24 protein-coding genes are annotated in these 24935 nt (G+C 64.8%); 12 read left to right on the forward strand and 12 right to left on the reverse strand.

Going from position 1 to position 24935, the window contains the following annotated elements:
- Positions 1–13: 13 nt before the first annotated feature.
- Positions 14–925: a LysR family transcriptional regulator gene (locus ACVIW0_RS21735; protein ID WP_461354181.1), complete on the reverse strand. Its 912-nt coding sequence runs from the start codon at positions 923–925 to the stop codon at positions 14–16.
- 115 nt (positions 926–1040) lie between these two features.
- Between ACVIW0_RS21735 and ACVIW0_RS21740 the strand changes: the two genes are divergently transcribed.
- Positions 1041–2480, forward strand: a complete 1440-nt coding sequence (locus ACVIW0_RS21740; protein ID WP_461354182.1) for an MFS transporter — start codon at positions 1041–1043, stop codon at positions 2478–2480.
- A 20-nt stretch (positions 2481–2500) separates the two neighbouring features.
- Here ACVIW0_RS21740 and ACVIW0_RS21745 read toward each other — a convergent pair whose 3' ends face one another.
- Both ACVIW0_RS21745 and ACVIW0_RS21750 read right to left on the reverse strand, forming a co-directional pair.
- A complete protein-coding gene (locus ACVIW0_RS21745) occupies positions 2501–3694 on the reverse strand; it encodes an MFS transporter (RefSeq protein ID WP_461354183.1) in 1194 nt (397 codons plus the stop codon).
- Positions 3691–4248, reverse strand: a complete 558-nt coding sequence (locus ACVIW0_RS21750) for a GNAT family N-acetyltransferase (RefSeq protein ID WP_461354184.1) — start codon at positions 4246–4248, stop codon at positions 3691–3693. Before ACVIW0_RS21750 ends, ACVIW0_RS21745 begins: the two co-directional genes overlap by 4 nt.
- A 99-nt stretch (positions 4249–4347) precedes the next feature.
- On the opposite strand from ACVIW0_RS21750, the gene ACVIW0_RS21755 reads away from it, so the two are divergent.
- Positions 4348–5247 carry a LysR family transcriptional regulator gene (locus ACVIW0_RS21755; RefSeq protein WP_461354185.1) on the forward strand — a complete coding sequence of 300 codons (900 nt, stop codon included), beginning with the start codon at positions 4348–4350 and terminating at the stop codon, positions 5245–5247.
- Between the two features lie 34 nt (positions 5248–5281).
- Here the strand turns inward: ACVIW0_RS21755 and ACVIW0_RS21760 are convergent, their stop codons facing one another.
- Positions 5282–6079, reverse strand: coding sequence for a DUF899 domain-containing protein (locus tag ACVIW0_RS21760; RefSeq protein WP_461354186.1), 798 nt, complete (start codon positions 6077–6079; stop codon positions 5282–5284).
- Between the two features lie 208 nt (positions 6080–6287).
- Between ACVIW0_RS21760 and ACVIW0_RS21765 the strand changes: the two genes are divergently transcribed.
- From ACVIW0_RS21765 to ACVIW0_RS21780, 4 genes are all read left to right on the forward strand, one after another.
- Positions 6288–6794: a MarR family winged helix-turn-helix transcriptional regulator gene (locus tag ACVIW0_RS21765; RefSeq protein WP_461354187.1), complete on the forward strand. Its 507-nt coding sequence runs from the start codon at positions 6288–6290 to the stop codon at positions 6792–6794.
- On the forward strand, positions 6791–7651 hold the full coding sequence (locus tag ACVIW0_RS21770; protein ID WP_461354188.1) for a DMT family transporter: 861 nt from the start codon (positions 6791–6793) through the stop codon (positions 7649–7651). Before ACVIW0_RS21765 ends, ACVIW0_RS21770 begins: the two co-directional genes overlap by 4 nt.
- Before the next feature lie 71 nt (positions 7652–7722).
- Positions 7723–8595: a bifunctional helix-turn-helix transcriptional regulator/GNAT family N-acetyltransferase gene (locus ACVIW0_RS21775; protein WP_461354189.1), complete on the forward strand. Its 873-nt coding sequence runs from the start codon at positions 7723–7725 to the stop codon at positions 8593–8595.
- A gap of 69 nt (positions 8596–8664) precedes the next feature.
- Entirely contained in the window at positions 8665–9162 is a 498-nt protein-coding gene (locus ACVIW0_RS21780) for a peptide deformylase (RefSeq protein WP_461354190.1), read from the forward strand.
- Between the two features lie 125 nt (positions 9163–9287).
- Here ACVIW0_RS21780 and ACVIW0_RS21785 read toward each other — a convergent pair whose 3' ends face one another.
- From ACVIW0_RS21785 to ACVIW0_RS21795, 3 genes are all read right to left on the reverse strand, one after another.
- Entirely contained in the window at positions 9288–10550 is a 1263-nt protein-coding gene (locus ACVIW0_RS21785) for a serine hydrolase domain-containing protein (protein ID WP_461354191.1), read from the reverse strand.
- A 205-nt stretch (positions 10551–10755) separates the two neighbouring features.
- Positions 10756–11232, reverse strand: a complete 477-nt coding sequence (locus tag ACVIW0_RS21790; protein WP_461354192.1) for a VOC family protein — start codon at positions 11230–11232, stop codon at positions 10756–10758.
- Positions 11233–12228: 996 nt separating this feature from the next.
- Positions 12229–13857, reverse strand: coding sequence for a DUF1963 domain-containing protein (locus ACVIW0_RS21795; RefSeq protein ID WP_461354193.1), 1629 nt, complete (start codon positions 13855–13857; stop codon positions 12229–12231).
- 334 nt (positions 13858–14191) lie between these two features.
- On the opposite strand from ACVIW0_RS21795, the gene ACVIW0_RS21800 reads away from it, so the two are divergent.
- A complete protein-coding gene (locus ACVIW0_RS21800; protein WP_461354194.1) occupies positions 14192–14839 on the forward strand; it encodes a glutathione S-transferase family protein in 648 nt (215 codons plus the stop codon).
- Here ACVIW0_RS21800 and ACVIW0_RS21805 read toward each other — a convergent pair.
- On the reverse strand, positions 14836–16032 hold the full coding sequence (locus ACVIW0_RS21805) for a serine hydrolase domain-containing protein (protein ID WP_461354195.1): 1197 nt from the start codon (positions 16030–16032) through the stop codon (positions 14836–14838). The two genes, ACVIW0_RS21800 and ACVIW0_RS21805, sit on opposite strands and share 4 nt — an antisense overlap.
- A 586-nt stretch (positions 16033–16618) precedes the next feature.
- Here ACVIW0_RS21805 and ACVIW0_RS21810 point away from each other — a divergent pair.
- Positions 16619–16855 (forward strand): hypothetical protein, encoded by a 237-nt coding sequence (locus ACVIW0_RS21810; RefSeq protein WP_461354196.1) that lies wholly within the window; start codon positions 16619–16621, stop codon positions 16853–16855.
- An 85-nt stretch (positions 16856–16940) separates the two neighbouring features.
- Here ACVIW0_RS21810 and ACVIW0_RS21815 read toward each other — a convergent pair whose 3' ends face one another.
- Positions 16941–17837 (reverse strand): LysR family transcriptional regulator, encoded by an 897-nt coding sequence (locus ACVIW0_RS21815; RefSeq protein ID WP_461354197.1) that lies wholly within the window; start codon positions 17835–17837, stop codon positions 16941–16943.
- A 291-nt stretch (positions 17838–18128) separates the two neighbouring features.
- On the opposite strand from ACVIW0_RS21815, the gene ACVIW0_RS21820 reads away from it, so the two are divergent.
- Both ACVIW0_RS21820 and ACVIW0_RS21825 read left to right on the forward strand, forming a co-directional pair.
- Positions 18129–18863, forward strand: a complete 735-nt coding sequence (locus ACVIW0_RS21820; RefSeq protein WP_461354198.1) for an SDR family NAD(P)-dependent oxidoreductase — start codon at positions 18129–18131, stop codon at positions 18861–18863.
- Positions 18864–18889: 26 nt separating this feature from the next.
- Positions 18890–19489, forward strand: a complete 600-nt coding sequence (locus ACVIW0_RS21825; protein ID WP_461357387.1) for an NADPH-dependent F420 reductase — start codon at positions 18890–18892, stop codon at positions 19487–19489.
- Positions 19490–19641: 152 nt separating this feature from the next.
- Here ACVIW0_RS21825 and ACVIW0_RS21830 read toward each other — a convergent pair whose 3' ends face one another.
- Positions 19642–20295 (reverse strand): glutathione S-transferase, encoded by a 654-nt coding sequence (locus ACVIW0_RS21830; RefSeq protein WP_461354199.1) that lies wholly within the window; start codon positions 20293–20295, stop codon positions 19642–19644.
- 113 nt (positions 20296–20408) lie between these two features.
- Here ACVIW0_RS21830 and ACVIW0_RS21835 point away from each other — a divergent pair, with 113 nt between their 5' ends.
- Positions 20409–20972, forward strand: a complete 564-nt coding sequence (locus ACVIW0_RS21835) for a TetR/AcrR family transcriptional regulator (RefSeq protein WP_461354200.1) — start codon at positions 20409–20411, stop codon at positions 20970–20972.
- 744 nt (positions 20973–21716) lie between these two features.
- Here ACVIW0_RS21835 and ACVIW0_RS21840 read toward each other — a convergent pair.
- Both ACVIW0_RS21840 and guaA read right to left on the reverse strand, forming a co-directional pair.
- Positions 21717–22619 (reverse strand): HNH endonuclease, encoded by a 903-nt coding sequence (locus ACVIW0_RS21840; RefSeq protein ID WP_461354201.1) that lies wholly within the window; start codon positions 22617–22619, stop codon positions 21717–21719.
- Positions 22620–22708: 89 nt separating this feature from the next.
- On the reverse strand, positions 22709–24307 hold the full coding sequence (gene guaA / locus ACVIW0_RS21845; protein ID WP_461354202.1) for a glutamine-hydrolyzing GMP synthase: 1599 nt from the start codon (positions 24305–24307) through the stop codon (positions 22709–22711).
- Between the two features lie 138 nt (positions 24308–24445).
- On the opposite strand from guaA, the gene ACVIW0_RS21850 reads away from it, so the two are divergent.
- Complete coding sequence (locus ACVIW0_RS21850) at positions 24446–24817, forward strand: nuclear transport factor 2 family protein (protein WP_461354203.1); 372 nt, start codon at positions 24446–24448, stop codon at positions 24815–24817.
- Positions 24818–24935: the final 118 nt, after the last annotated feature.

Here is a 24935-nt window from a genome sequence, read left to right on the forward strand (position 1 = left end):
TCTGCAAGACCGTCTAGCGCCGAGCGCTGTCAGCGCGCTTGCCCTCGAACAGCGCGCGTTCCGACGCCAGTGCCGTGGCGAGGAAATCCAGCGTCGCGCGGATGCGCGCGGTGCGCTTGAGATCATCATGGGTCAGTAGCCACAGCGCCGAGCGCGGCTCAGCGAGCGCCTTCGGCGTCAGGCGGCGCAGCGTCGGTGCGAGATCGCCGACATAGCAGGGCAGCAAGGCAAGCCCGATTCCGGCCGCCGCGGCATCGCGCAGCGCCGGTAGCGCATCTACGCGGCAGGCGATCCGCGCCGCGTGCAGTTTGTCGCGCATCCAGCCGGCGATGACGGTTCCTGCCAGCGCGTCGTCGAGCCCGATCCAATCATGCGCCGACAGATCGTTGTCGCCGCGCCGGGCAAGATAGCTGCGCGATCCGTAGACCGCATGGGCAATATCGGCGATCCGCCGCCCGACCAGCAGCCCGGACGGCGCCGGTGTCGGCCGGATCGCGATCTCGGCCTCGCGGCGCGTCAGGTTCGCCATCGCATTGGAGATGATGATCTCCGGCTGGATCTCCGGATGCGCGGCGCGCATCGCGGGCAGATGCCGCATCAGCACCGCGCCGAGCGTGTCGGTCGTCGTGATCCGAACCGTGCCTGATGGCCTGAGGTCCTGCCCCGCGAGCTTGCGCTCGAGCGCGAGCACCTCGTCCTCGAGCCGGGCCGCCGATGCCGCCGCGGTCTCGCCGGCCGGGGTCGGCGCATAACCGTCGCGGAAGCGCTCGAACAACCGCGTCCCGATCGCGGTCTCGATCGCGCCGAGGCGGCGAAACACCGTCGAATGCGTGACGCCGAGCCGGCGCGCCGCGCCCGACAGACTGCCCTCGCGTGCAACCGCGAGGACGAGGCGAAGGTCATTCCAGTCGAGGGGGCTGTGCATTTTTGCAAACTCGCTTCGCATCCCTGGACAATATCTTATCACAAACAGACAGACCATCTTCCGGGTTCGATCGACAGGCGCAGCACGCCGCCGATTACCCAGAGGAGCAGGCCAAGTGACCAGCGAGACCACCGAGACATTTCGATTGCACGACACGCGGCCGGCGGCAGCCGATCCACGGCGATGGCTGGCGTTGCCGGTGCTGCTTACCGGCGCCTTCCTGCCGATCCTCGACTTCAACGTCGTCAACCTCGCGCTGCCGGCCATTCGCGACAATCTCGGTGCGAGCCCGAGCGAGGTTCAGTTCGTGATCTCGGCCTATGCCGCGACCTACGCGGTGTTCCTGATCACCGGCGGACGGCTCGGCGACCTCCTGGGTCGACGACGCATGTTCCTGACCGGCGTCGCCGGATTCACGATCGCGTCACTGCTGTGCGGCGTCGCATGGTCACCGACGGTCCTCGTGGCTGGACGGATCCTGCAAGGCCTCGCCGCCACCGTGATGGCGCCGCAGGTGCTCGCCTCGATCCGCGTGCTGTTTCCGACGGCCGAACAGGACCGCGCGCTCGGCTTCTACGGCGCGACATTCGGCCTCGCCAACATCTGCGGCCAGGTGCTCGGCGGCGTCCTGGTGTCGGCCCATCCGTTCGGACTGGCCTGGCAGGCGATCTTCCTGATCAACCTGCCGATCGGCCTCGCCGCGTTCATCGGCGGGCTGCTGTTGCTGACAGATTCACGCGCCGAGCATGCCCAGCGTCTCGACATCGGCGGCGTCATCCTGCTGTCGCTCACGCTCGGCCTTTTGGTCTATCCGCTGATCGAGGGCCGCGAATCCAGCTGGCCGATCTGGATCGTCGCGATGCTGCTGGCCTCGCCGCTGATGCTCACCGCCTTCGTCCGCTTCGAGGCGAGGCTCGAAGCCCGCGGCGGCGATCCGCTGGTCGCCCTGCAACTCTTGCGCAACGGCGACTTCGTGATCGGGCTGGTGATGGCACTCGCGTTCTACATGCTGTCGTCGTTCTATTTGACCTTTGCGGTCTACCTGCAAAGCGGACTGCATTTTTCGCCGCTCGCGGCCGGCCTCGCCACCCTGCCCTTTGCCACCGGCTTCTTCGTCAGTTCGCTGCTGTCGTCGCTGGTGATGCAATGGCTCGGCGCGCGCACGCTGGCGCTGGGTTTTGCGCTCCAGGTCGTCGGCTTTGGCGTCGTGATGCTGTCGGTCGGCGGCGCGCTGCCGCAAAGCCTCGAGTTCGGCCTGATCTGCGGCGGGCTCGGCTTCGGCACCGTGATGCCGTCCGTGATCAAGGCCGTGATCGGCAGCATCGATCCGCGTCATGCCGGGCTGGCATCGGGCATGATGATCTCGACCTTCCAGATCGGCGCCGCGCTCGGCGTCGCGATCATCGGCGGCGTGTTCTACAGCCTGCTCGGCCCGCATCCGCAGGCCGACGACTACACGCATGCCTTCACGATCGCACTCGGCTGCAACGTCGCGCTGCTGGCGCTCGGCGGCTGGCTGTCGCTGTGGCTGCCGCGCGAGCCGGCGGCGGGTTGAGATCGACACCGCCGACACGACTATTGCCTCGCGGCCGCGAGCGGCGGCGGAAACAGCAGCTTGAGCAGGACGGCGGCGAGCAGCGTCATCATCGCAAGACCGATCGAGAGATACAGCGCGCTCGCATTGCCGAACCGGTCGATCACGATCGCATAGAGCAAGGGCGCGGCCGCCGGCAGGACGAAGCTCGGAACGATGAGCCGGCCGACCAGCGTGCCGTAGCTGCGGTGATCGAACAAGATCAGCGGCAGCGTTCCCCGGGTGATGGTCAGAATGCCGTTGCAGGCGCCGTAGAGCAGCGCGAAGGCGATCCCCAGCTCCTTCGACGATCCGCTGAACAGGCCCGCGATGAAGGAGAGCGGCATGATCAGGCAGGCCATCAAATTGAGTGCGAGCGGATCGAGCCGTGCACCGAACAGGATTTCGCAAAGACGCGCGGCGGACTGCCCGATGCCGCGGAGCGTCGCGATCCATACGGCCACCGTGACCGTGAGGCCGAGATCTGAAAGCACCGCGATCATGTGTGCAGACATGCCTGCATTGAGGAAGTTCGCGCCGGTCATGATCACCGCATAGAGCCCACCGGCCGCCGCCAACTGCCGCCGGCCGACCGCGAGCGGCTTCCGAGCTGCCGTCGCCGCAGAGGTCGACACGCCGGCAAACCGCTGGTTCGGAATCAGCAGATGCAGCGGAATCGTCAGCAGCGCGAAGCCGGCATAGGCCAGCACCGCGATGCGCCAGCCAAAGTGTTCCGAGAGCGTGTGGCCGAGCGGCCAGAACACGGTGGCGGCCAGGCCGCCGAGCAAGGTGATCCCGGACATCGCGCGGCGCGCCTCCGGCCCGCCGATTCGGGCCAGCGCCGCAAATGCGGCATCGTACAGCGTCAGCCGCATGCCGAGCCCGAGAACGATCCACGATGCGAAGTAGGTGCCGATCTGATGCGAGACCGCAAGACCGGCGCAGCCGAGCGCATTGATCACGGCGCCTGCGACCATCACCTCGCGGCCACCGCGACCGTCTACCCATCTGCCCGCAAGCGGCGACGTCACCCCCATCACCAACAGCGCCGCGGCAAATCCGCCATAGACGATGTCGCGGCTCCAGCCGAGATCCGCTGATATCTGCTCGCCGAAGCCGCCGATCAGATAATAGGTCGCACCCCACGAGATCAGTTGCGCCAGCCCGAGCGCGGCCACGATCCGGCGTGCGATCACCGGGTTGCTTCCCTGTCCGAGGGAAGCGTGGACGCGCCCGGCCCGAGCGGCCGCTGCATCAGCACGGTGTCGACCCATTGCCCGAGCTTGAAGCCGACCGATCTCAGCGTTCCGACCATCTCGAAACCCATGCGACGGTGCAGCGCGATCGATCCGGCGTTGCCGCTGTTGCCGATCACGGCGATCATTTGCCGCCAGGGCCCCACCTCGGCTCGTTCGATCAGCGCCTGCAGCAGCGCCGCGCCGACACGACGACCGCGCAGGGCTTCCGCCACATAGACCGAGTCCTCGATGGTGTTGCGATAGGCGGGCCGCGGCCGGTACGCCGTCGCGTAGGAGTAGCCGGCCACACGTCCATCAATATCGGCCACGAGATACGGCAGCCCCGCGGCCAGCACGGCGGCGCGACGCCCAAGCATCTCGTCGAGCGTCGGCGGCACTTCCTCGAAGGTCGCGAGCCCATGGAGCACGTGATGGGCGTAGATGCCCTGCACCTCGGCCATGTCGTCGTCCGTCGCGTCCCGGACCACGACGCCGTTGCTGCCTGTCGTCATTCCGTCTCTCACCCGTGCCGTCATTGTTGCCCGAGCATGCGCCTCGGCGCTATATAAGTGAAGCTTTGATTGGTTATGAACGGTATAAAACTTACTTTGATGAAAAGCCTCAACCTCGATTATCTCGAAAGCTTCGCCGTCGTGATCGACAGCGGCAGCTTCTCTGCCGCGGCGGAGCGATTGCAGCTGACGCAGCCTGCGGTGAGCCTGCAGGTGCGCCAGCTCGAGCGCAGCCTCAATGCGACACTGATCGAGCGGGTCGGTCGACGCGCCAGGCCGACCGCCGCCGGCGCCGCCCTGCTCTCGCACGCGCATCAGATCAACGCGGCCGTAACCTCGGCGGTCGACGCCGTCGCGCAGCAGACCACGGGAACCGCCGGCCGCGTGCGGCTCGGCACCGGCGCGACCGCCTGCATCTTCCTGCTGCCGCCGATCCTGAAGGAGCTGCGGACTGCAATGCCGTCGCTGGAGATCACGGTCACGACCGGCAACACGGCGGAGATCGCGCGGGCGGTCGAGGACAACACGATAGATATCGCGCTGGTGACGTTGCCGGTGTCGGGACGCAGCTTCGAGGTCACGCCTGTGATGAACGACGAGTTCGTGCTGATCGCGCCGCGCGACATGAAGCTGCCGGCGCGGATCACGCCGGAGGTGCTGGCGAGCAGACCGGTGCTGCTGTTCGAGCCCGGCGGCAACACCAGGCGCACCGCCGACGAATGGCTGGCGCGCGGTGGCGTGTCACTGAAGCCGTTGATGTCGCTCGGCAGCGTCGAGGCGATCAAGGAGATGGTGCGCGCCGGCCTCGGTTGCGCAATTCTGCCCGGCATGGCCGTTCCCAGGACCAAGCAGCGCGACCTGATCGTCCGCTCGCTGTCGCCCAAACTCTACCGCCGGCTCGCGGTCGTGATCCGCCGCGACAAGCGCCTCGACCGCGGGCTGCGCGAGATGCTGTCCGCCCTGAAGGGACTCGCGACCGCCAAGGACAACGAGCGCTAGGGAGGACGCCGCGCATCCTCCCTGCCGCGGCTCGTCAGGTGGCCTTGCGTTCCTGCTCGGCGATCTTGCGGAATGCCGCTTCACCGGCATCGGTCACTGCCGCCCACTTCGCGTTCGGCGCGGTCTCGGCCTCGTAATTGTCGTGCCAGTTCCACCATTTGTAGGTCGGGCCCTGTGGATAGCCCTTCGGCGAATCCTCCCAGAGCTCCTGGCGGCCGAACGGCGTGATATCGAGATAGCTCCACACGGTGCCCATCGATTCATCGCCGCGGCTGTTGACGAGGTAGGTGCGGAAGATCCGCTCGCCATCGCGGATGAACACGTTGTGGCCGTGCCACTCGGCGACGCCGAAGTCGGCGTCAAAGCTGTCGGTGATGGTGTACCACGGCATGTCCCAGCCCATCCGCGCCTTCAGCCGCGCGATGTCGGCCTGCGGTGCGCGCGAGGCGTAGGCCAGCGTGGTGTCGCGCTGGTTCAGGTGCGAGAGGTGGCTGACTTGATCGGCACCGAGCGAGCAGCCGCGGCAGGCGTGATCGGGCCAGCCGAACACGCCGGGCTCGAAGAACGCGCGGTAGATGATCAGCTGCCGGCGGCCCTCGAACAGATCGAGCAGGCTCATCTTGCCATTCGGTCCTTCGAAGACATACGGCTTCTCGACCGCCATCCAGGGCATCCGCCGCCGCTCGGCCGCCAGCGCGTCGCGCGCCCGCACATGCGCCTTCTCCTTCACCAGCATCTGCAGGCGCGCCGCCTCCCACACCTCCTGCGAAACCACCGGCGGGGTCTGCATTCCCGCCAGTCCGCCGCGATCGTTCTCTGCTGATTTGCTCATGATGCTCTCCATCCTTCGAATTGGACGAACTCCGGGACCCTGCGCAGTTCCGGCGCCGGCGGCCGTTCGTCATTGGCCATGCCGCAATCTGGCGCGGCGGCCATGACGAGTGGGAGTGACAAGTGTGTCGGGATTTGCGCGCATCCGTGCCTTGCGGTCTCTTTGCATAATGCTTGCACTTTGCAATTACCCGTGCGAACCTTTCGCCATGAAACAGACTGCCGGTGCCTCCGATGATGGCCTGAAGCTCAGCGCCTGGCTGCCCTATCGCCTGTTCCTGGTCGCAGCCCAGATCGCGCGCCCGCTGGAGAGTTTCTACAGCGAGACATTCGGCTTGAGCCAGGCCGGCTGGCGCATCCTCGCCGTCATCGCCGAGCGCGATGCCGCCAAGGCGTCCGAGATCGGCCGCGCCTGCGCGCTCGATCCGTTCGCGGTCAGCCGGGGCATCGGCCAGCTCACCGAGCTCGGCTTCGCGGTGCGGCGTCCCGGCAAGACCGACCGCCGCTTCGCCGCGGTCAGCATCACCCGCAGCGGCCGGGCTGCGTTCAACCGGATCGCCGCGCTCGGCAGCGCGATCGAGGCGCGGCTGCTGGCGCGCCTCTCGGACAGCGAGCAAACCACGCTCGATTCCGCCCTCACCCGGCTCGAAGCAGAGAGCGCGCGGATCGACGTGGGCGGCTGGCGCGCGCTGCGCGACGACACCGGCGCACCATGACCGCCGCACTGTTCGCGCTGACCGCACTGCTCTGGGGCGGCGGCGCGCTGGCCACCGCGATGCAGGCCGGCGTCACGCCCGCGCCCTGGTCGGTGGCGCTGCGCATGGTGTTCGCAGGCCTCATCCTGCTCGGCTACGGCGGGCTGCGCGGCGTGCCGCTTGCGATCCCGCGCAAGGACCGCCCGGCCGTCGCGTTGCAGGGCGTGCTGTTCTTCGCTATCGCCTTCATCGCCTTCTATGAAGCCGCCGCGCGAATGCCGAGCGGGCTTGCGGCGCTGGTGCTCTCGACCTCGTCGCTGTTCGCCGCCGTGATCGCGCGCGCCGCGCTCGGCGTCCCGATCTCCTCCGGCTTCGTGTGGGGCGCGCTGTGCGGCATTCTCGGGCTTGCGATCATCTTCCTGCCCGGCGCCGGCGCGCATGGCACCGCATCGCTCGCCGGGTTCGCCTGGGCGCTCACGGCGGCGGTCGCGACCGGCGCCGGCACCACCGTCGGCGCGCGCAACCAGCGCGCCGGACTGCCGGTTTCCTCGGTGTTGGGGTGGGGGGCCTTCGTCGGCGCCGCCGCGAGCGCGCTGTGGGCGATCGCGACCGGCACGCGGTTTGCCGTCGATTTGTCGCCGTCTTATGTCACGAGCTTCCTCTATCTCGCCGTCGCCGCATCCTGCATCACCTTCATGCTGTATTTCGAGCTGGTGCGCCGGCTCGGTCCCGGCCGCGCCGCCTACACGCTGGCGCTGGTGCCGCTCGTCGCCCTCGTGCTGTCGGCGTTGTTCGAGCACCTCGCACTGGGCTGGCCGGTGCTTGCCGGCGCCGCCGCGATCCTCGCCGGCAACGTGCTGGTGCTGGCGCGGGCTTAGTCCGGTTCGCTGACCTGGTCAGACGGGCATCGCAATTGACGCGAGCAATATCTCTGACTAAAGTCAGATATATGCTCGACCCCGTTTCCCGCGTTCGCCGCTTCAACCGTGCCGTAACCTCCGCCGTCGGCGCGCTCGATACCTCGTTCCTCGGACGCGGCCGGCCGCTCGGGGCGGCGCGGGTGCTGAACGCGATCGGCCACGGACGCAGCGATGTCGGCGACATCAGGGATTATCTCGCGCTCGATTCCGGCCTGATGAGCCGCCTGCTGCGCAGCCTCGAGGACGAAGGGCTGATCGAGACCACGGCGCATGAGGACGATGCGCGCCGCCGCATCGCCAGGCTGACGCCGGCAGGCAGGCGCGAGTTCAATGCCTATGAGGCAATCTCCAACCGGCAGGCCAGGGACTTCCTTAGCCACCACAGCCAGCGCGGGGCGCTGCTGGCGGCGATGGATCTGATCGCCTCGGCACTCGGGCGCGATGGCACGTCGCTGGATGAGATGGACCCGCGCAGCGACGAGGCGCGCTATTGCCTCGGCGAGTATTACGCCGAGCTGGCGCGGCGCTTCAAACAGGGCTTTGACGTCAAGCTGTCGCGCGACCCTGATGCCAAGGACATGGTGCGCCCGCGCGGCAGCTTCATCGTGGCGATGTCGGACGGCCTGCCGCTCGGCTGCGTCGGGCTGAAGGGCACGAGCGGCGAGTTCGCGGAGATCAAGCGGCTGTGGGTCGCGCCGGCCGCGCGTGGCCTCGGCCTCGGCCGCCGCCTGATGGATACCGCCGAGCGTGCCGCGCGCGAACTCGGCATCGCGGTGCTGCGGCTCGACACCAACAGCGCGCTGGCGGAAGCCGGTCAGCTCTACCGTCGGACCGGCTGGACCGAGATCCCGCGCTTCAACGACGATCCCTACCCCGATCTGTTCTTCGAAAAGCGGCTTTGAGCGGCGCACCGCGCGCGGCGACTGCGTGCCCGTGTTGTCCGGCGCCGTGCGCTGGCCTAAGACAGCGGCATGACCATCCGCCCCATCGTCCGCTATCCCGATCCGCGCCTTGCGTTGCCGGCTGAGCCGGTGGCCGTGTTCGACGACACGCTGCGCGAGCTGACGGCCGACCTGCTCGAGACCATGCGCGCCGCACCCGGCATCGGCATCACCGCGCCGCATATCGGCGTGCCGCTGCGCGTCGTGGTGCTCGAGCTCGATGCCAAGGAAGGCCCCCGCACCTACGTCAATCCGGAGATCATCCGGACTTCGCCCGAGATGATGCTGCACAAGGAAGGCAGCGTCTCGATGCCCGGCGTCACCGACGAGGTCGAGCGCCATGCGCGGGTCCGAATCCGCTATCAGGACCTCGACGGCAACATGCAGACCGAGGAGTCCGACGGGCTGCTTGCGGTGTGCCATCAGCACGAGATCGATCAGCTCGACGGCGTGTTCTGGATCAAGCGGCTGTCCCGCCTGAAGCGGGAGCGCCTGATCAAGCGGTATGAGAAGATCTCGCGCGGTTAAGCGAGATTCGTAGGGTGGGTTAGCGAAGCGTAACCCGCCGCAACCAGCATCACTGGTGAGATTGGTCGGTGGATTACGCCTTCGGCTAATCCACCCTACGGCACCGTGCGAGTCCGCCTGCGTCGCTAGCCTCCCGCCATCAAATCCTTCGCCAGCGCCATGTAGGCCGGCAGCGTCACGGGGTCGTTGGCGGCGTTACCCGCCATCGGGTGCGAGGCGTAGCGCGCGATCACCATCTCGGCCTTGGGATCGACATAGATGCCCTGGCCGTGCACGCCGCGCGCCATGTAGGCGCCGTGCGCATTGTGCGTCACCCACCATTGATTGCGGTAGGACGCGCCGGGCAAGGTGGTGTAGCCGGCCGGCTTGAACTTTTCGGGATCGCCACCGCGCGCGATGTCCTCGACCACCGTGGACGGCACGATCTGGCGGCCGTTGAAGCGGCCGTGGTTGCGGATGGTCTCGCCGAAACGGGCGAGATCGCGCAGCGTTGTCGACAGCCCGCCGCCGCCGCTTTCGGTGCCGATGCGGTCGACGTGGTAATGCGCATCCTCCTCCGCGCCCATCGGCGCCCAGATCCGCTCGGACAGCAAATCGGACAACGTCATGCCGCTGGCGCGCCTGATAATGAAGGCCAGCACGTCGGAATTGACGGTCTTGTAGGCGAACGCCTTGCCGTGCTCGCCCTGCTTCTGCTGCGCGCAGAGGAAATCGAAGATGTTGGTGGCGCCGTCATAGCCCGGCGGGATCGGCGCCATGCCGTTGGCGCGCCGCAGCCCCCACACGTCGGAATTCCTGTCGGTATAGACCTCGGTGTATTTCAGGCCCGTGGTCATATCCATTGCCTCATGCACGCGCGCATCGCCGAATGCGCTGGCCTTCAGCTCCGGCACGTAGTCCGTGATCGGCGCCTGCGGATCGATCTTTCCCTCCGCGATCAGGATGCCGGCGAGCGTGCCGGTGAACGATTTCGTCACCGACATGGCGATATGCGGCTTGTGCGGTTTCAAGGCGCCGAAGTAGCGCTCGTAAATCAATTTGCCCCGATGCAGCACGGCGATGCCGTCGGCGTAGCTCTCCTCGAGCATCTGCGCGAAGGTCTGCGGCCGGCCGTCCATTGTCACCGACGCGGACGCGCCGATCTCGTGATCCTCGCGCGGCAGCACCGATGCCGGCCCGGCTCCGCGCCAGACATTCACCGTCGGCACCAACTGGCGAATGTTGCTCCAGGCCCAGCGCAGCTCGGGGAAGCTGCGGAACGAGCCGTCCTGGAACGTGATGGTCTTGTCCTGCGGCGGCGGAAAGCCCTGCATCCAGCCGAGCACTTGCGGATCGCTCTCGGCGGCGGTGGGATTTTGTTGTTGATTGGCGGCGGCTGCGACGGACATCAATTCTGGCTCCAGAGCTGCGATGCGCGTTCGTATCACGCGATGGCAGGCCGCACATCCCGCGTTTGCGCCGGGGTGCTCCGCCGATGCGTAGGGCGGGTTAGCGCAAGCGTAACCCGCCATGACGCACACCCCGGTGAAAACGGTGGATTACGCCTTCCGCCTTCGCTCGTTGAGCTACGGCGGACGTGGTCGGCTAGTCACCCTACGCTGCCGCGGCCGCGCGCTCGATCGCGGCGATGTCGATGTTCTTCATCGTCATCATCGCCTCCATCGCGCGCCTGCCCGCGGCGCGATCGGCGCCGTTGACGAGCTCGAGCAGCCGCCGCGGCGTGATCTGCCAGGCAAAGCCCCAGCGATCCCGGCACCAGCCGCACGGCAATTCCTTGCCACCGTTCGAAGTGACGGCATTCCAGTAGCGATCGGTCTCCTCCTGGCTATCGGTCAGCACCATGAAGCTGACAGCCTCGTTCGGCGTGAAGTTGGAACCGCCGTTCAGCCCGACGAAGTGGCGGCCGAGGACGGTGAATTCGACCGTCAGTTCCTCGCCCTGCCCGATGCCCGGTATCGGCGATACATGCCCCGCGTCGACATGGCTGTCGGGAAACGTCGCGGCGTAAAACTCGGCGGCTTCGCGCGCCCGGCCCTGATCGAACCACAGGCATGTGACGAGATCGGTCATTTGCAGTTTCTCCCTTGTGTGTGCAAAGGACGGTTGACGACAACGCCGGCCGACAGGCTCATGAAAATAATTCTGCGGAACACCAGGCCTCCAACACCACTGTCGTCCTGGCGAAAGCCAGGACCCATCACCACCGGCTTGGTTGCGGATGCGATCGCGGCCCAGCGTCGCGCAACAATTGAGATTTGGGGTACTGGGTTCTGGCTTTCGCCAGGACGACAGCGAGTGTGTGGCGCGAAATACATCCCCATCGTCGTCCCGGCCTAGTGCGCAATTGCGCACGCGGGCCGGGACCCATAACCACAGGGTTGTGTTGTTGAAGTATGCTGGCCCCAACGTCGCACAACAATGCGCATTTGGGGTAATGGGTCCCGGCCTTTCGCCGGGACGACAATGAGTTTGTTGCGCGAGCTGTGAATCATAACATCGCATTCTCGCGACATGATTTGTCCGAGTCTTGCTGTTCGTTCCACCCTCTCCGTTGGTGAGGGCGCAGGGAAAGCCGGGTGCCGATCGCACCCATGGGCCCCGTGCAAATGGGTAGAAAGCACGGGGGTAGGACCACAGGTGTAACCGGAAACAACCCGGCTTTCCCTGCGCGATGGGTTACGGCTTATACGTGCTCTCCCCGGCGAGACTGGGCTTTGTTGTCACCGTCTTCGCGACGCGCATCTGCGCAATCCGAAAAGACACCTACCGCTAGGGCGTCAGGCCTGCACGACTTCGCCGTCCGCCTTGCGTGCTCTCGTCAGGCCACGCGCAGCGTCCACCGCATCTCGACCCGCGTTCGTGACGACCGCGAAGCGCCCCTCGTATCGGGTGAGACCGGGAATTCATACAATGAGTTGCGCTTCTGATAAAGCGAAATATTTTCGCGCGAGGCGATTGACAGGATTTGCTGTGTTGCCCGTCGGGATGATATGTCGCAGGTGCAAGGGTGGGAATTGATTTGCGCCGGCCGCGGCTCTGCCGCACCCGCATCCGCCCGGTCGTCCCTCAATAGCATTCAAGGGTCATCGTCGCCTTCGAAAAATCCATTGCCTTCAACGCGCCCATCTCGAGGAAAACATAATAGGCGCCGACATCGCCCCAGCACCAGTGCATCGCGTCATCGGTTGCGATCTGGAACAGCAGCAGCTCGCTGGCCGGGCCGATCCGGGCATCCGACTGCAGGCCGTCGTGGTAACCGCCGATACGGTGCGGACGATTGTGGTAGATGCTCCGCCAATGCGGTTCGAATTCCGCAAGCACGGATGGCGGAATCAACGATCTACGCGCGTCATCGACGTAATAGTCGGCCACGAGTTCATTGATGCCGAAGCGCCGCTCCCCATAGGCCGAGATTACGGTCTCGTGGAAGGTGACATGGCCGGCCTCCCCATCCCGCTCCGTCGCGGCGTATCTCCAGAATTGGAACGCGTCCTGCTGCAGCCGCGCCTTGAGCTCGTGCCAGGCTTGATCCGGAATCGGGCTGTCGAGATCATGCGTCAGGACGGCGGCGCGTTCGCCGGCAACGCGTTCGCTCACCCCCGCCAGCCAGTCGTGATGCTCGCGATCGGACCGACGGAGATAATCCACGATCGCGCCGGGCGTTGGATGGCGTGCCAGGAAGTCGGCCAGCGCATCGCGTCGAGACTTGCGATGCGCGGCAGCGGACCGGATTTGCGCGCGCTGCTGGCGCAGGGCCGCGTCGTCCGGCTCGGGCCCTTCCAGCATGACCGCCGACGATGCGATCCATTTGGCGGCGTCGGCCTCAACCGCGGCGAGGATGGAGCCGATATAGCCCGGCTGGTTCAGCCGCTCTACCAGCCAGTCGGGAATCTGCGACTCGGCCGGCGGTTTGGCCGGCTTGGCATATGCGCGCGCAATAGTGTCGAGCACGTAAAGCGCACCGCGCCAGGTAAAGGGCTCGGGTTCGGCCGGCCGCTGACCATCCGACGCGACAGGCTGCCCCGCATAGAGCACCTGCGCGAAATTGTCCGGAGCGACGCGCGTGCGCTGGCCTTCGATCCTGGCCTCGTTGGCGACGACGACGAGATCGACCGGCCAGCGCCGCCATCGATCCGGCACTTCGTCGACCGAGCGGCAATAGTCGTAGCTCGGTCCCGAATACATGCCGTCGTGCACGGGCCCGAGATCCGCGGGTGCTTGCCGTTCCGATCCCAGCGCATCGACGTGCAGCACGCAGAGCGCGTCAGGTCCCTCCGGCACGCCCTGATTGGGATCGATGAACAGCAGCAGAAATCCATGCCGCGGGCCGAGACCGCCCCACAGTTCGACCGGCAGGTCGGCGCAGGCGATCTGCGCGATGAAATGGAGCGGCCGCTCGCCCCGCTCCGGATGCTCCTCGGATACCGACCGCGGCCATTCGACGCCGTCCGGCAGCATCGGCAACCCGCCAAGCCATGACCGCGGCGCTTCAGTCCGTGGCGGCACCTGCCGGCGCAACACGACGGAGACGCTCTCGCTGATGCCGGCCGGCGGCTCGACCGGCGCAGTGCGCGCCGCCGCGGCAGACGGTGCCGACGTCGCCGGCCCTGCCGCCTCCCTGCCGCGCCGGAAGCGCCGAAAGTCCCAAACGACGAACACGACAGCGCAGACGACCAGGACTTGCCACCACGACATGCTCACGATCCAGGGCTCCGGAAGACACCCTCAGGTAGCAGCAGGGCGTTAACGGGCTGCGGAATCGGTCTTGCGCGGCTGCGCGGCGCGATTAGCAAACGCGTAACCTTGTCGTCCCGCTTGTTCGTTTGCGTGGAGCGATGGTGGGTCGAAGAAAGCAGGACGGTCGGGCCAACGAAAGCGCGACCCGCCATGGCGCGTGCGCGTTCAAGATGCGATGGGTTGCGTTTCCTCAGTCCTTCCAGCGAACTTCTTGATCCAGATATTCCGGAATCGGTTGTCGGGAGACCGGCCGCCTCTTCGTCCTCGGGACGCAACGACACGGAGAAAAGCGATGCCCCCCACCATCACCGCCTTCGAACGCTCGCCCGACGGCGGCAAGGGACTGGCGCGCGATACGCGGGTCCGCTGGGCGCTGGAGGAAGTGGGCCAGCCTTATGAGGTCCGTCTCGTTTCATTCCAGGCGATGAAGCAGCCGGCGCATCTGGCGCTGCATCCGTTCGGCCAGATCCCGACCTTTGAGGACGGCGATCTCGCGCTGTTCGAAACCGGATCGATCGTGCTCCATATCGCCGAGCATCATGCCGGCCTACTGCCCGGCGATGCCAATGGCCGCGCCCGCGCGATCAGCTGGATCTTCGCCGCGGTCAACACGGTGGAACCGCCGATCCTCGAACTCATGACCGCCAGGATTCTGGAGAGCGACAAGCCCTGGAGCGAAGAGCGTCTGCCGCTGGTGATCGATCGCATCCGCGACCGCCTGAAGCAGCTCTCCATCCGGCTCGGCGAGGCCGACTGGCTCGACGGCCAATTCAGCGCGGGCGACCTGATGATGGTCTCGGTGCTGCTCAGGCTGCGGGCATCGGGCCTTCTCGACGAATACCCGAACCTCTCCGCCTATGTCGCGCGCGGCGAAGCGCGGCCGGCGTACCGGCGGGCATTCGCGGCGCAGCTGGCGGTCAACACGGGCAAGCAAAACTAGTCGAATGGATCGTGCTCTGCCAGCGGTTCGCTCAGCTCGAAACCTGGATGAAGCTGCGAGATGATCTTCAGCGCGGTGCGGCCGGGTCCGATCCCCGCGGGATGCACGCCCGACGCATTGAAGTACTGATTGCTCAGCACCGCCACACCGCATTGCAGCCCCGGCACGACGATCACGATCGCTTCGAATCCGCCCTTGCTCGTCGCGCCGTTCTTTGTGAAAACGGTATTGCCTTGATTGTCTGACGTGATTTGCCAGGCAAGGCCCATGGTGACGCTGTTGTCCTGCCCGCAGACGGGGAATGTCCCCTGCTCCTGCTGCGTGAGCGCGATCTGCTTCCCGAGCGTCCCGTTCGGGGCCACGATCTGCGCGGCAAGAAATTTGATCATGTCGTCGCCGGTGGTCTTCAGATCGAAGGCCGAGTCGTTGGTCGGCGTGTTGCGGTCGAAAACGATCGGATATGGCGGCTCAGAACCCTTGCTCCAATGCCCGATACATCCCCGCGCGACCTTCCATGATGAATTGACGACCGCTCCGGTCTGCTTCATGCCGAGCGGACCGGTGACATATTTGGCCAGCATCTCGTTGTAGTTGTGGCCTCGGTCTGTCGGGAACATCTGCGTGACTGCAAAGCCCAGGGTCACAAAGCCGATATTGGAGTACTGCCAACAGCCTGAAGGGGGCGTATCATATTTGTTCCACCACTTGATGAGATCGGCGGATGGTAACTCATCAGCAAACAGCTGCTCGCTGTAGCCAGTCAAGCCGTCCCCCGGCTGCTCCGGCATGCCGGAGGTATGGGTGGCGAATTGCACGAGTTGGATGGCGTCCAGCACCGGCGTTCCCACCGGGTCTGGACCGAAACTGTGGCTATAGTTCAGCCAATAGCCGACGCTGTCATCAAGAAAGGCCGCGCCCGCCTGCACGGCAACCGCCAGCAATGTGCTGGTGAACACCTTGGTCACCGATCCGATCTCGAACACCGTGTCGGTCGTGACATTAAATGGCGCGGGCGACGAGCCGGCAACGGCTGACAGCCCCTTTGGATAGACGTAGCCCTTGGTGCCGAACGACTTTTCGTCGTAGACTGCGATGCAGCAGCCAGGCGCATTGCTGATACTGAGATAATCTGCGGCCGCCTCCTGAACGATCTGTGCTGGACTTGTCGTTCCTTCGATCATTTGGTCGCTCATTTCGCCCTCCACCAGTGAAGATGCACGATGTTGACCTTGGGTTGCATCCTCGCACACAACTCCGCCTGGCGCGAGTGAAATCACCGTTACTGTTTGTTTCAAGGAAAGAACATGCCGACAGCAACGTCATCAGGCGTTGGCTCGCGCCGAGTTCTTGGTGGTCGCGAAAAGTTCCGCAGAGATCGCAGGACGAGCCAGTCTGCTGAATGCGAAGTTCGTGCGGCTTCGCGGCAACTGCTTTCGCGAACTTCGCATTCATAAAGCACACTAGAATTGCAAGTTTGCCAGTGTCCTTATCGAATCCGAAGCTCGCTCCGAAGCTGCGGCAAATGATGCGAACTGCGGATTCGGGACACTAGCGCGCACGCATCCTCACGATCCATCACGCAAAGATGTGACGGACGACGTTTCGTTCATCCAGTGTGCCGGTGATGGTCCACATCGGCTGCACGACGACGGCGTGACCTCGTGACTCACGCAGCGTTGAGCCGGCGTGAGCGAGGATTACATTTAACTCCGCCGTTGCCGCGCACAATTATCCGACGAGGCCAGACTGCTTGGCCCCATCAACAAACGGAGAAACGCAATGACGAACGTCAAACTGCTGTCGGCTGCTTTGATCGCGGTTGCCATGATCGCGTCGCCGGCAATGGCGCGTGAAACCCACGCGGTGTCCCGCCACGTCGCGGAGGCCAGCGCCGCCGCGCCGGCCGAGCCGGTTTACGTCGATGGTCGCGCCTGCATCCCGGCGCCGCGGGTCGGCGCATTCGCCACCGCGCCCTGGACCGGAGACAATGTCCCCTGCGAACCCGGTCCGTATTGATCGCGCCGGACGCATCGCCGTTCGAGCGGCCGCTAGCCGCTTGATCGGCGCGCTATGTCGCCGCTACGCTCGCTACGTCCGCGCATCAGTCGCGCGACACGGACAGCCCCGCGAGCAGCGGCGCGTAGGCGGCGAGCCTGCGGGATACGAACTCGGTGAAGAACCGCACGCGCTTCGTCTTGCGCGTCTCCCCCTGGGTGAGAAGCCAGAGCGTTCCGTACATGTGCAGGTGGGTGCCGGGTGCCCTCACCAGATGGGGATCGGCATCGCCAATGAAGCACGGCAGGGTCGTCATCCCGAGCCCTTGCCGGACGGCAACGAGCTGCGCCTCGGCGTCCGTGATCCTGAACGGAACCCCCGCGGCGCGAACCTCACCCTCGTGGGCCCAGTCCGGGATTCCGTGAATGCTGATGACGATCCACCTGACCGGGTCAGGCGCGCCGGCACGCCACGCGGCCAGTCGATCGCGGGACATGTAGATGCCGCCAAACACCTCCGGTCCCTTCTGGCCGTGAAGATTGAGCGGAAGGTTTTTGCGGTCGTAGACGACGCGGATCGCGACGTCGGCCTCCCGGTTGGTCAGGTTTGCCAGCTCGCCGGACGAGAGGATGTCCATCTCGATGTCCGGATACAGACGCGCGAACTCGGCGAAATCAGGCATCAGCAGGTGTGTCGCCAGCGTCGGCGCCAGCGTCACCCGCAGACGCCCGCGCACGCTCTGGTCGCGCCCGAACACGCGCGTCTCCAGCTGGTGCGACGACGCCTCCATCTGGTCGGCGAATTCGAGCACCTCCTCCCCCGCAGCCGTCAGGCGGTAGCCCGAAGGCAGCCGTTCGAACATCTGCGCTCCGAGGCGTTCCTCGAGCTGGGCGATGCGTCGGAGCACGGTTGAGTGATTGACCCCGAGGCGCTCGGCGGCAGCCCGCACCGAGCCTCCGCGCGCAACGGCCAGAAAGTAGCGAACGTCATCCCAGTCGATCATGGTGCAATCCGGCACCACCGCGGTGCCCCTCCCAAAACGCGTATCCGATACGTCAGCAGCTCGTATGTGGGGGACATTGGCGGCGATCAAAGCCTGTGCCGGCAAGCGCGCGGCGCAATTCACGAAGGGCGGATACCCATCCTCGCCGCTGGCGTCAGCCCGTCCAGGTGGATCGATTTCGCACCACCGATGTGCGCGCTTCCGCACTCAACGCCCAACACCCGCGGGTCTATGTCGAGGCTCTCGGGGGCCTCCCCCAAACGCGTCGAAAATGGAGCCTGAAGAACAATCATGGGAAAGCTTGAGGGTAAGGTTGCAGTGATCACGGGTGGATCGAGCGGCATGGCGCTGGCGAGCGCCAAGCGGTTCGTCGAAGAAGGCGCGTATGTCTTCATCACGGGCCGGAGGCAGGAGGCGCTCGACCAGGCCGTCAGTCTGATCGGCCGGAACGTCACCGGCGTGCGCGGCGACGCGGCCAATCTCGACGACCTCGACCGCCTGTTCGAGACGGTCAGCCGCGAAAAGGGCAGGATCGACGTCCTGTACGCGAGCGCCGGCATCGGCGAAGCCGTCCCACTGGGCGAGATCACCGAGCAGCATTTCGATGCGGCCTTCGGCCTGAATACGCGCGGCACGCTGTTTACCGTGCAGAAGGCGCTGCCGCTGTTTGGCGATGGCGGATCGATCTTCATGACCGGGTCGGTTGCGTCGGTGAAAGGCTTTCCCGGTTACGGCGTGTATGCGGCGAGCAAGGCGGCGTTGCGCTCATTCGCACGCACCTGGCTCAACGAACTGAAGGGCAGGAATATCCGGGTGAACGTGCTGAGCCCGGGGCCGATCGCCACGCCGATGCAGGACCAGGTCCTCACCGAGGAAGCAAAGCGGATGTTCGAATCTCTGATCCCGCGCGGAAAGATGGGCCGTCCTGAGGAAATCGCGGCGGCCGCGCTGTTCCTTGCTTCCGACGATTCCAGCTTCGTGAATGGGGTGGACCTGTCTGTCGACGGCGGTTTCTCGGCCATTTGAAATCGCACCTGATCGGAGAACGTATCATGAGCTATGCAATTATCGGCTTCGGCAAGGTCGGTCAGGCGCTTGCCACGGCCTTCGCCCGCAAGAAGATCGAGGTGGCCGTCGCGAGCCGCCGGCCTGCCGAGGATTTGGCGCCGCAGGCTCGCGCGATCGGACCCACGGTCGTCGCCAAGTCGCTGCGGGATGCACTCGCGGCCGACACGATCATCCTGGCGGTCCCGTTCGGGGAGCATCGCGAGGTCGCGAAGGCGCTGCCGAGCTGGCAAGGCAAGATGGTGATCGACGCGATGAACGCGCTGGTCCGGCTTGAGGAGCTGGATGGTCTGCTCTCCTCCGCCTTCGCCGCGAAGGCCTTCAACGGCGCCCGGTATGTCAAAGGCTTCAATCACCTGGTCGCAGCAAAATTGGCTGCCGATCCCGTCGTCGAGGGCGGCCACCGGGTGGTCTTCCTGTCTGGTGACGACGAGGACGCGATCGCTCCGGTCGAGGCCCTGGCCAAGCAACTCGGATTCGCGCCCCTGAAGCTCGGAAAGCTCAACGAGGGTGGCGCGCTGGTGCACGCACGCGGGCGCGTCTGGGGCCCGCTGATCTTCCAGGATCTGTTCAAGAAGGAGCAATGATCCACGATCGCGTGATTGACCCCGGAGCGAGTGGCCCGCATGAGCCAACGGGTCGCGCGAACGCGCGCCCGATGACAAGCTCCACGACATGCGGGCCGCCGCGCACACGCGGACAGGAAATCGCTTCGCTCATCCGGGCTACGCTTGCTCAATCAAGATGCCATGATGGGCTCGGACATCGTGATCCGGTTCTTGACGCTCGGACGCTCCTGCATCCTTGCGTACCATGCGAGAAGCGCCTCGCACTCTGCCGGCACCGGCACCTTCACGAGTCCTGCGAAGATCAAGCCGCCGATCAGCGTGATATCGGCCATCGTGAACGCGTTGCCGGCGACGAACGGCTGTCGTTTCAGGATGCCGTCAAAATAGTGCATCCCCCTGAGGGCCTTGTCGCGCTGGCGGAATCCCCATTCGGGGTTCTGATAGATCTCGACATGCGGCCCTAGGCCCGGCGTGGCGTGGTGGAAATAGACGCTGATGGCGTCGAGCACCTCCAGTTCGGCACGCTTGCTCATCATGTGGATCACGCCCTTTTCGCGCGGCGTTCTGCCCGTCAGCGTCGGCGCGCCATCGAGCGCGTCGAGGTACTCGGTAATGGCCGTGCACTCGCCAATGTAGGTGCCGTCGTCCAGTTCGAGCACCGGCAAGGTGCCGGAGTAGTTCTTGGCGAGGAAGTCGGGCTGCTTGTGCTCGCCCTTGTAGAGATCGACCAGGACGAACTGCACCTGCGGCCGCAGGTTCTTTTCGGCCAAGGCGATGCGAACGCGGGCCGGATATGGGCCGGTCGGAAAATCGTAAATCTTCATCATCACTCCTATTTGTCTACCTGTCACTTGGTAGGTCCGATATGAGGACTTTTAATTCGCCGAGTCAAGGCCTACCTGTCACTTGGTAGATAACGAAGCAGTGAGAGGACGACGTGAGTTCAAGCGCGCGGGAGGCCATTTTGGCGGCAGCAAGGCGGACCGCGCAGGCGCGCGGCTATGGCGGCCTGAATTTCCGCGATCTCGCCGAGGACGTCGGGATCAAGGCGGCCAGCATCTACCACCATTTCCCGAGCAAGGCCGAACTCGGCGCAGCCGTGGCGCGGCGCTACTGGGAGGACACCGCCGCCCAGCTCGAGGCGATGCTGGCGGAAACCGCCGATCCCGTCCGCTGCCTGCGCCGCTATCCCGAGGTGTTTCGCAAGGCGCTCGAGAACAACAATCGCATGTGCCTGTGCAGCTTCATGTCCGCGGAGGTCGACGACCTGCCGGACGCGGTGAAGCAGGAAGTCCAGACCTTTGCCGACGTCAACGTGGCGTGGCTGAGCAAGTTGTTGGTGGCGGCGGGCCTGGTCAGTGCGAGAAAGAGCGAACAGCGCGCCCGCGCCATCTTCGCCGCCATCGCCGGCGCGCAGCTCGTCGCCAGAAGCCGCTCCGATATTTCGCTCTACGACGCAGCGATCGACAATTATCGCGCCGCGGGTCTGCTGCCGAAGTAGGTCGTCCATGACTCAATCCTGCTGACGTGGTGCATCGCGCCCCCGGCTGATCCACCCTCTCCACCCTCGCGCTTTAGCCGGCGCTAAGGGCATGCAACGGCATTCTCGCGACGGAAACGTCCGAGCCTTGCGGGTCGTTTCGCCCTCGCACGTGGCAGAGGGCGCAGGGAAGACCGGGTGCCGATCGCACCCATGGGCCCCGTGCAATGGGTAGTAAGCACGGGGGTAGGACCACAGGTGTAACCGGGAACAACCCGGCCTTCCCTGCGCGATGGTTGTGCGGCTTATACGTGCTCTCCCCGGCGAGACTGGGCTTTGTTGTCACCGTCTTCGCGACGCGCATTGCGCAATCCGAAAAGACACCTACCACTAGGGCGTCAGGCCTGCACGACTTCGCCGTCCACCTCACGCGCACTCGTCAGTTGCGCATTCAGCGTCCACCGCATCTCGACCCGCGTTCGTGACGATCGCGATCCGCCCCTCGTGTCGGGTGAGACGCACATATTGAACATCTGAGTTGGGTAAAACGCCAAGCGGAATATTTTCTTATCTGGGGATTGACGGGTTTGCTGAGTTGCCCGTCGGGGTGATTTGTCGCAGGCGAAGTCAGCGGATTTGATTTCCACCGGGTCAGGTGGCGTCACTGCTCAGCGAGTAGCCCGCATGGGAGCAGCGGGAGACCACACAGCAAACGCCCGGATATCGCTTCGCTCCGCGCTACGCTTTCCTAGCACTGCAAGCTCATCACTGCTTGAAGCAATATTGACGATGCCATCTCAGAAAATGCGGATGGGGACGGTCGGACATCCGCTGCGGTGCAAGCGCGTGCCCTGATTTGTTAATTATCGATCGTATGCCCTGCGGATCATTGGTTTGCCGCGAGATCAATATTTCCAAATTGTCAGCCAAGCTGATCAAGCCGCGATCGAACATCCAATGCGCCGTCCCTGAAAGCGCGATCCCGTTGCTGACAATATCCGGCCCGCTCGCCTCGACTGGCCGAATGTGTGCGGCAGCGACTTCCGCGCGCCCTCTTCCATTGATCAGTTTTAGTCCTGTGATCGCGCACCGTGCGTCATAAGCACGCAGAACGACGCGACGAAAAACCCGGTCGCGCATGATCCTCGACATCGTAACAGTTATGCGGTCGCGTTGCTGGTCGTATATGAAGGGCGCTTGTGCTCCCTCTCCAAGATCGAGCGATGGCACGTCATTGTCGGAACGCGGCAACAGAGGCACATCTTCCTCGAAGCCCAGTCCGACTATCCTGGCGAAATCTTCGGGTGAAAGTGGACGAACCGCCGATTGAGCCCGTCCGGATATGCGTCCCTCATCATTGAGAACACCTCGCTCCACCGGTCCCTCTGCACCGTTGAAGGGAACCGGCTTTGCGAAGTCAAGATAAGTCCCTGGCTCGATCAGTGCGAGGTACATCCCGGAAACGCTGGGATCGGAGATAATTTGGCTAATCTTGGCTATCGCAAAGTAGCCTTTTGTCTCTGCCACTTTGCTTGGCTCATAGTAGATAATCCAATCACCGACACAGGCCTGGACACGGCGCAAATACTGACTGGGAAATTGATACTTTTCCGCAGGACTGTCGTCGTAGATCGAGTCTGACCGATGAATGAATACGCCAAATCCCATAACTCTTTCGGCCCGACCTCCCCGAATCTATTTGGTCTTCGTGTTAACGCTCCAGGAAGTTATCATGGGATTGGCGCTCCCGAGCCTAACTACTCCCACTCAATCGTCCCTGGCGGCTTCGACGTGACGTCGTACACCACCCTATTCACGCCTTTCACCTCGTTGATGATGCGCGTCGCGGTCTCACCTAAGAACTTCATGTCGAACTGGTAGAAGTCCGCGGTCATGCCGTCGGTCGAGGTGACGGCGCGGAGGCCGACGACGTATTCGTAGGTGCGGCCGTCGCCCATCACGCCGACGGTCTTGACCGGCAGCAGCACGGCAAAAGCCTGCCAGATCGCGTCGTAGAGGCCGTGCTTGCGGATCTGGTCGATATAGACGGCGTCGGCATTGCGCAGGATGTCGAGCTTTTCCTTGGTGATGTCGCCGGGACAGCGGATCGCGAGGCCCGGGCCCGGGAACGGGTGGCGGCCGACGAACACTTCGGGCAGGCCGAGCTCGCGGCCGAGCACGCGCACCTCGTCCTTGAACAGCTCGCGCAGCGGCTCGACCAGCTTCATGTTCATGCGATCAGGAAGGCCGCCGACATTGTGGTGCGACTTGATGGTTACCGACGGGCCGCCGGTGAAGGAGACGCTCTCGATCACATCAGGATAGAGCGTGCCCTGCGCCAGGAATTCCGCGCCGCCGATCTTTTTGGCTTCGGCCTCGAACACGTCGATGAACAAGCGGCCGATGGTCTTGCGCTTCACTTCGGGATCGGTGACGCCGTGGAGCTCGCCGAGAAATTCTTTCGACGCGTCCACATGGACCAGCGGGATGTTGTAGTGGTTGCGAAACAGGTCGACGACGGTCTTGGCCTCGTCGAGCCGCAGCAGGCCGTGATCGACGAACACGCAGGTGAGCTGGTCGCCGATCGCCTCGTGGATCAGGACCGCCGCGACCGCGGAATCGACGCCGCCGGAGAGGCCGCAGATCACCTTGCCCTTGCCGACCTGGGCGCGGATCTTCTCGATCGCCTCCTCGCGGAAGGCGCGCATGGTCCAGTCGCCGGTGAGGCCTGCGACCTTGCGCACGAAGTTGCGCAAGAGCTTGGCGCCGTCGGGCGTGTGCACCACCTCGGGATGGAACATCAGGCCGTAATATTTGCGTTTCTCGTCCTGGATGATCGCGAACGGCGCATTCGGCGAGGTGCCGGCCACCGAGAAGCCGGGCGGCATTTTGGTGATGCGATCGCCATGGCTCATCCACACCTGGTGCTTCTCGCCGTGGTTCCAGATGCCGTCGAACAGCTGGCTATCGGTCTTCACCTCGACATCGGCGCGGCCGAATTCGCGGTGATGCCCGCCCTCGACCTCGCCGCCGAGCTGGGCCGCCAAGGTCATCTGGCCGTAGCAGATGCCGAGCACGGGAACGCCTGACTCGAAGATCAGCTGCGGGGCGCGCGGCGAGCCGGTCTCGTGCACCGACTCCGGGCCGCCGGAGAGGATCACCGCTTTCGGCTTCATCTCGTTGAAGGCGGCCTCGGCCTTCTGGAACGGCACGATCTCGGAATAGACGCCCATCTCGCGGACGCGGCGGGCGATCAGTTGCGTCACCTGGCTGCCGAAATCGACAATCAGAATCTTGTCATGCGCCGAGGCCACGGAGGGCGTCGACGGTTCACGGTCTGTGTGCTGGGCTGTCATGGCAAGCAGATACGCGACGGCGCCGGCCCCCGCAACCGCGCTCGACGGGGCGCCCACATTCTTCTTTGGGCATGGACAAATCGATATAGGTCAATATGATTGACCTAATTTGGCCATAAGCAAACAAGGAGGAAACCGATGCCGGATTTTCACGACCCGTCGCGCCTCGCAGCCCTCGGCCACGACTGGATCGCCGCCTGGAACGCACGCGACCTCGAACGCGTGCTGGCGATGTATGCCGAGGATACCGAGATGACTTCGGACCGGATCCCGGCATTCGGCTTCGACCCCTCCGGCACGGTGCGCGGCAAGGCGCAGCTGCGGGCCTATTGGAGCGCGGCGCTGGCGAAACTGCCCGAGCTGCATTTCGAGCTGATCGACCTCTACGTCTCGCCCGACAGCGTCGTCGTGTTCTACCGGAACGAACGCGGCAACAGGATCTGCGAATATCTGCGGTGTGACGCCGACGGCAAGATCGTGCAGGGCTCGGCGAACCATCTGGTGCATTGAGGTTGCCGGCGAATCGTAGGGCGGGTTAGCCGAAGGCGTAACCCGCCGCGTCACACGGTGAGAAAGTTGGTGGGTTACGGCGGAGCCTGTCATCGGGCCGCGCTTCGCGCGGACCCGT

Source organism: Bradyrhizobium sp. USDA 4454 (genome assembly GCF_054822705.1).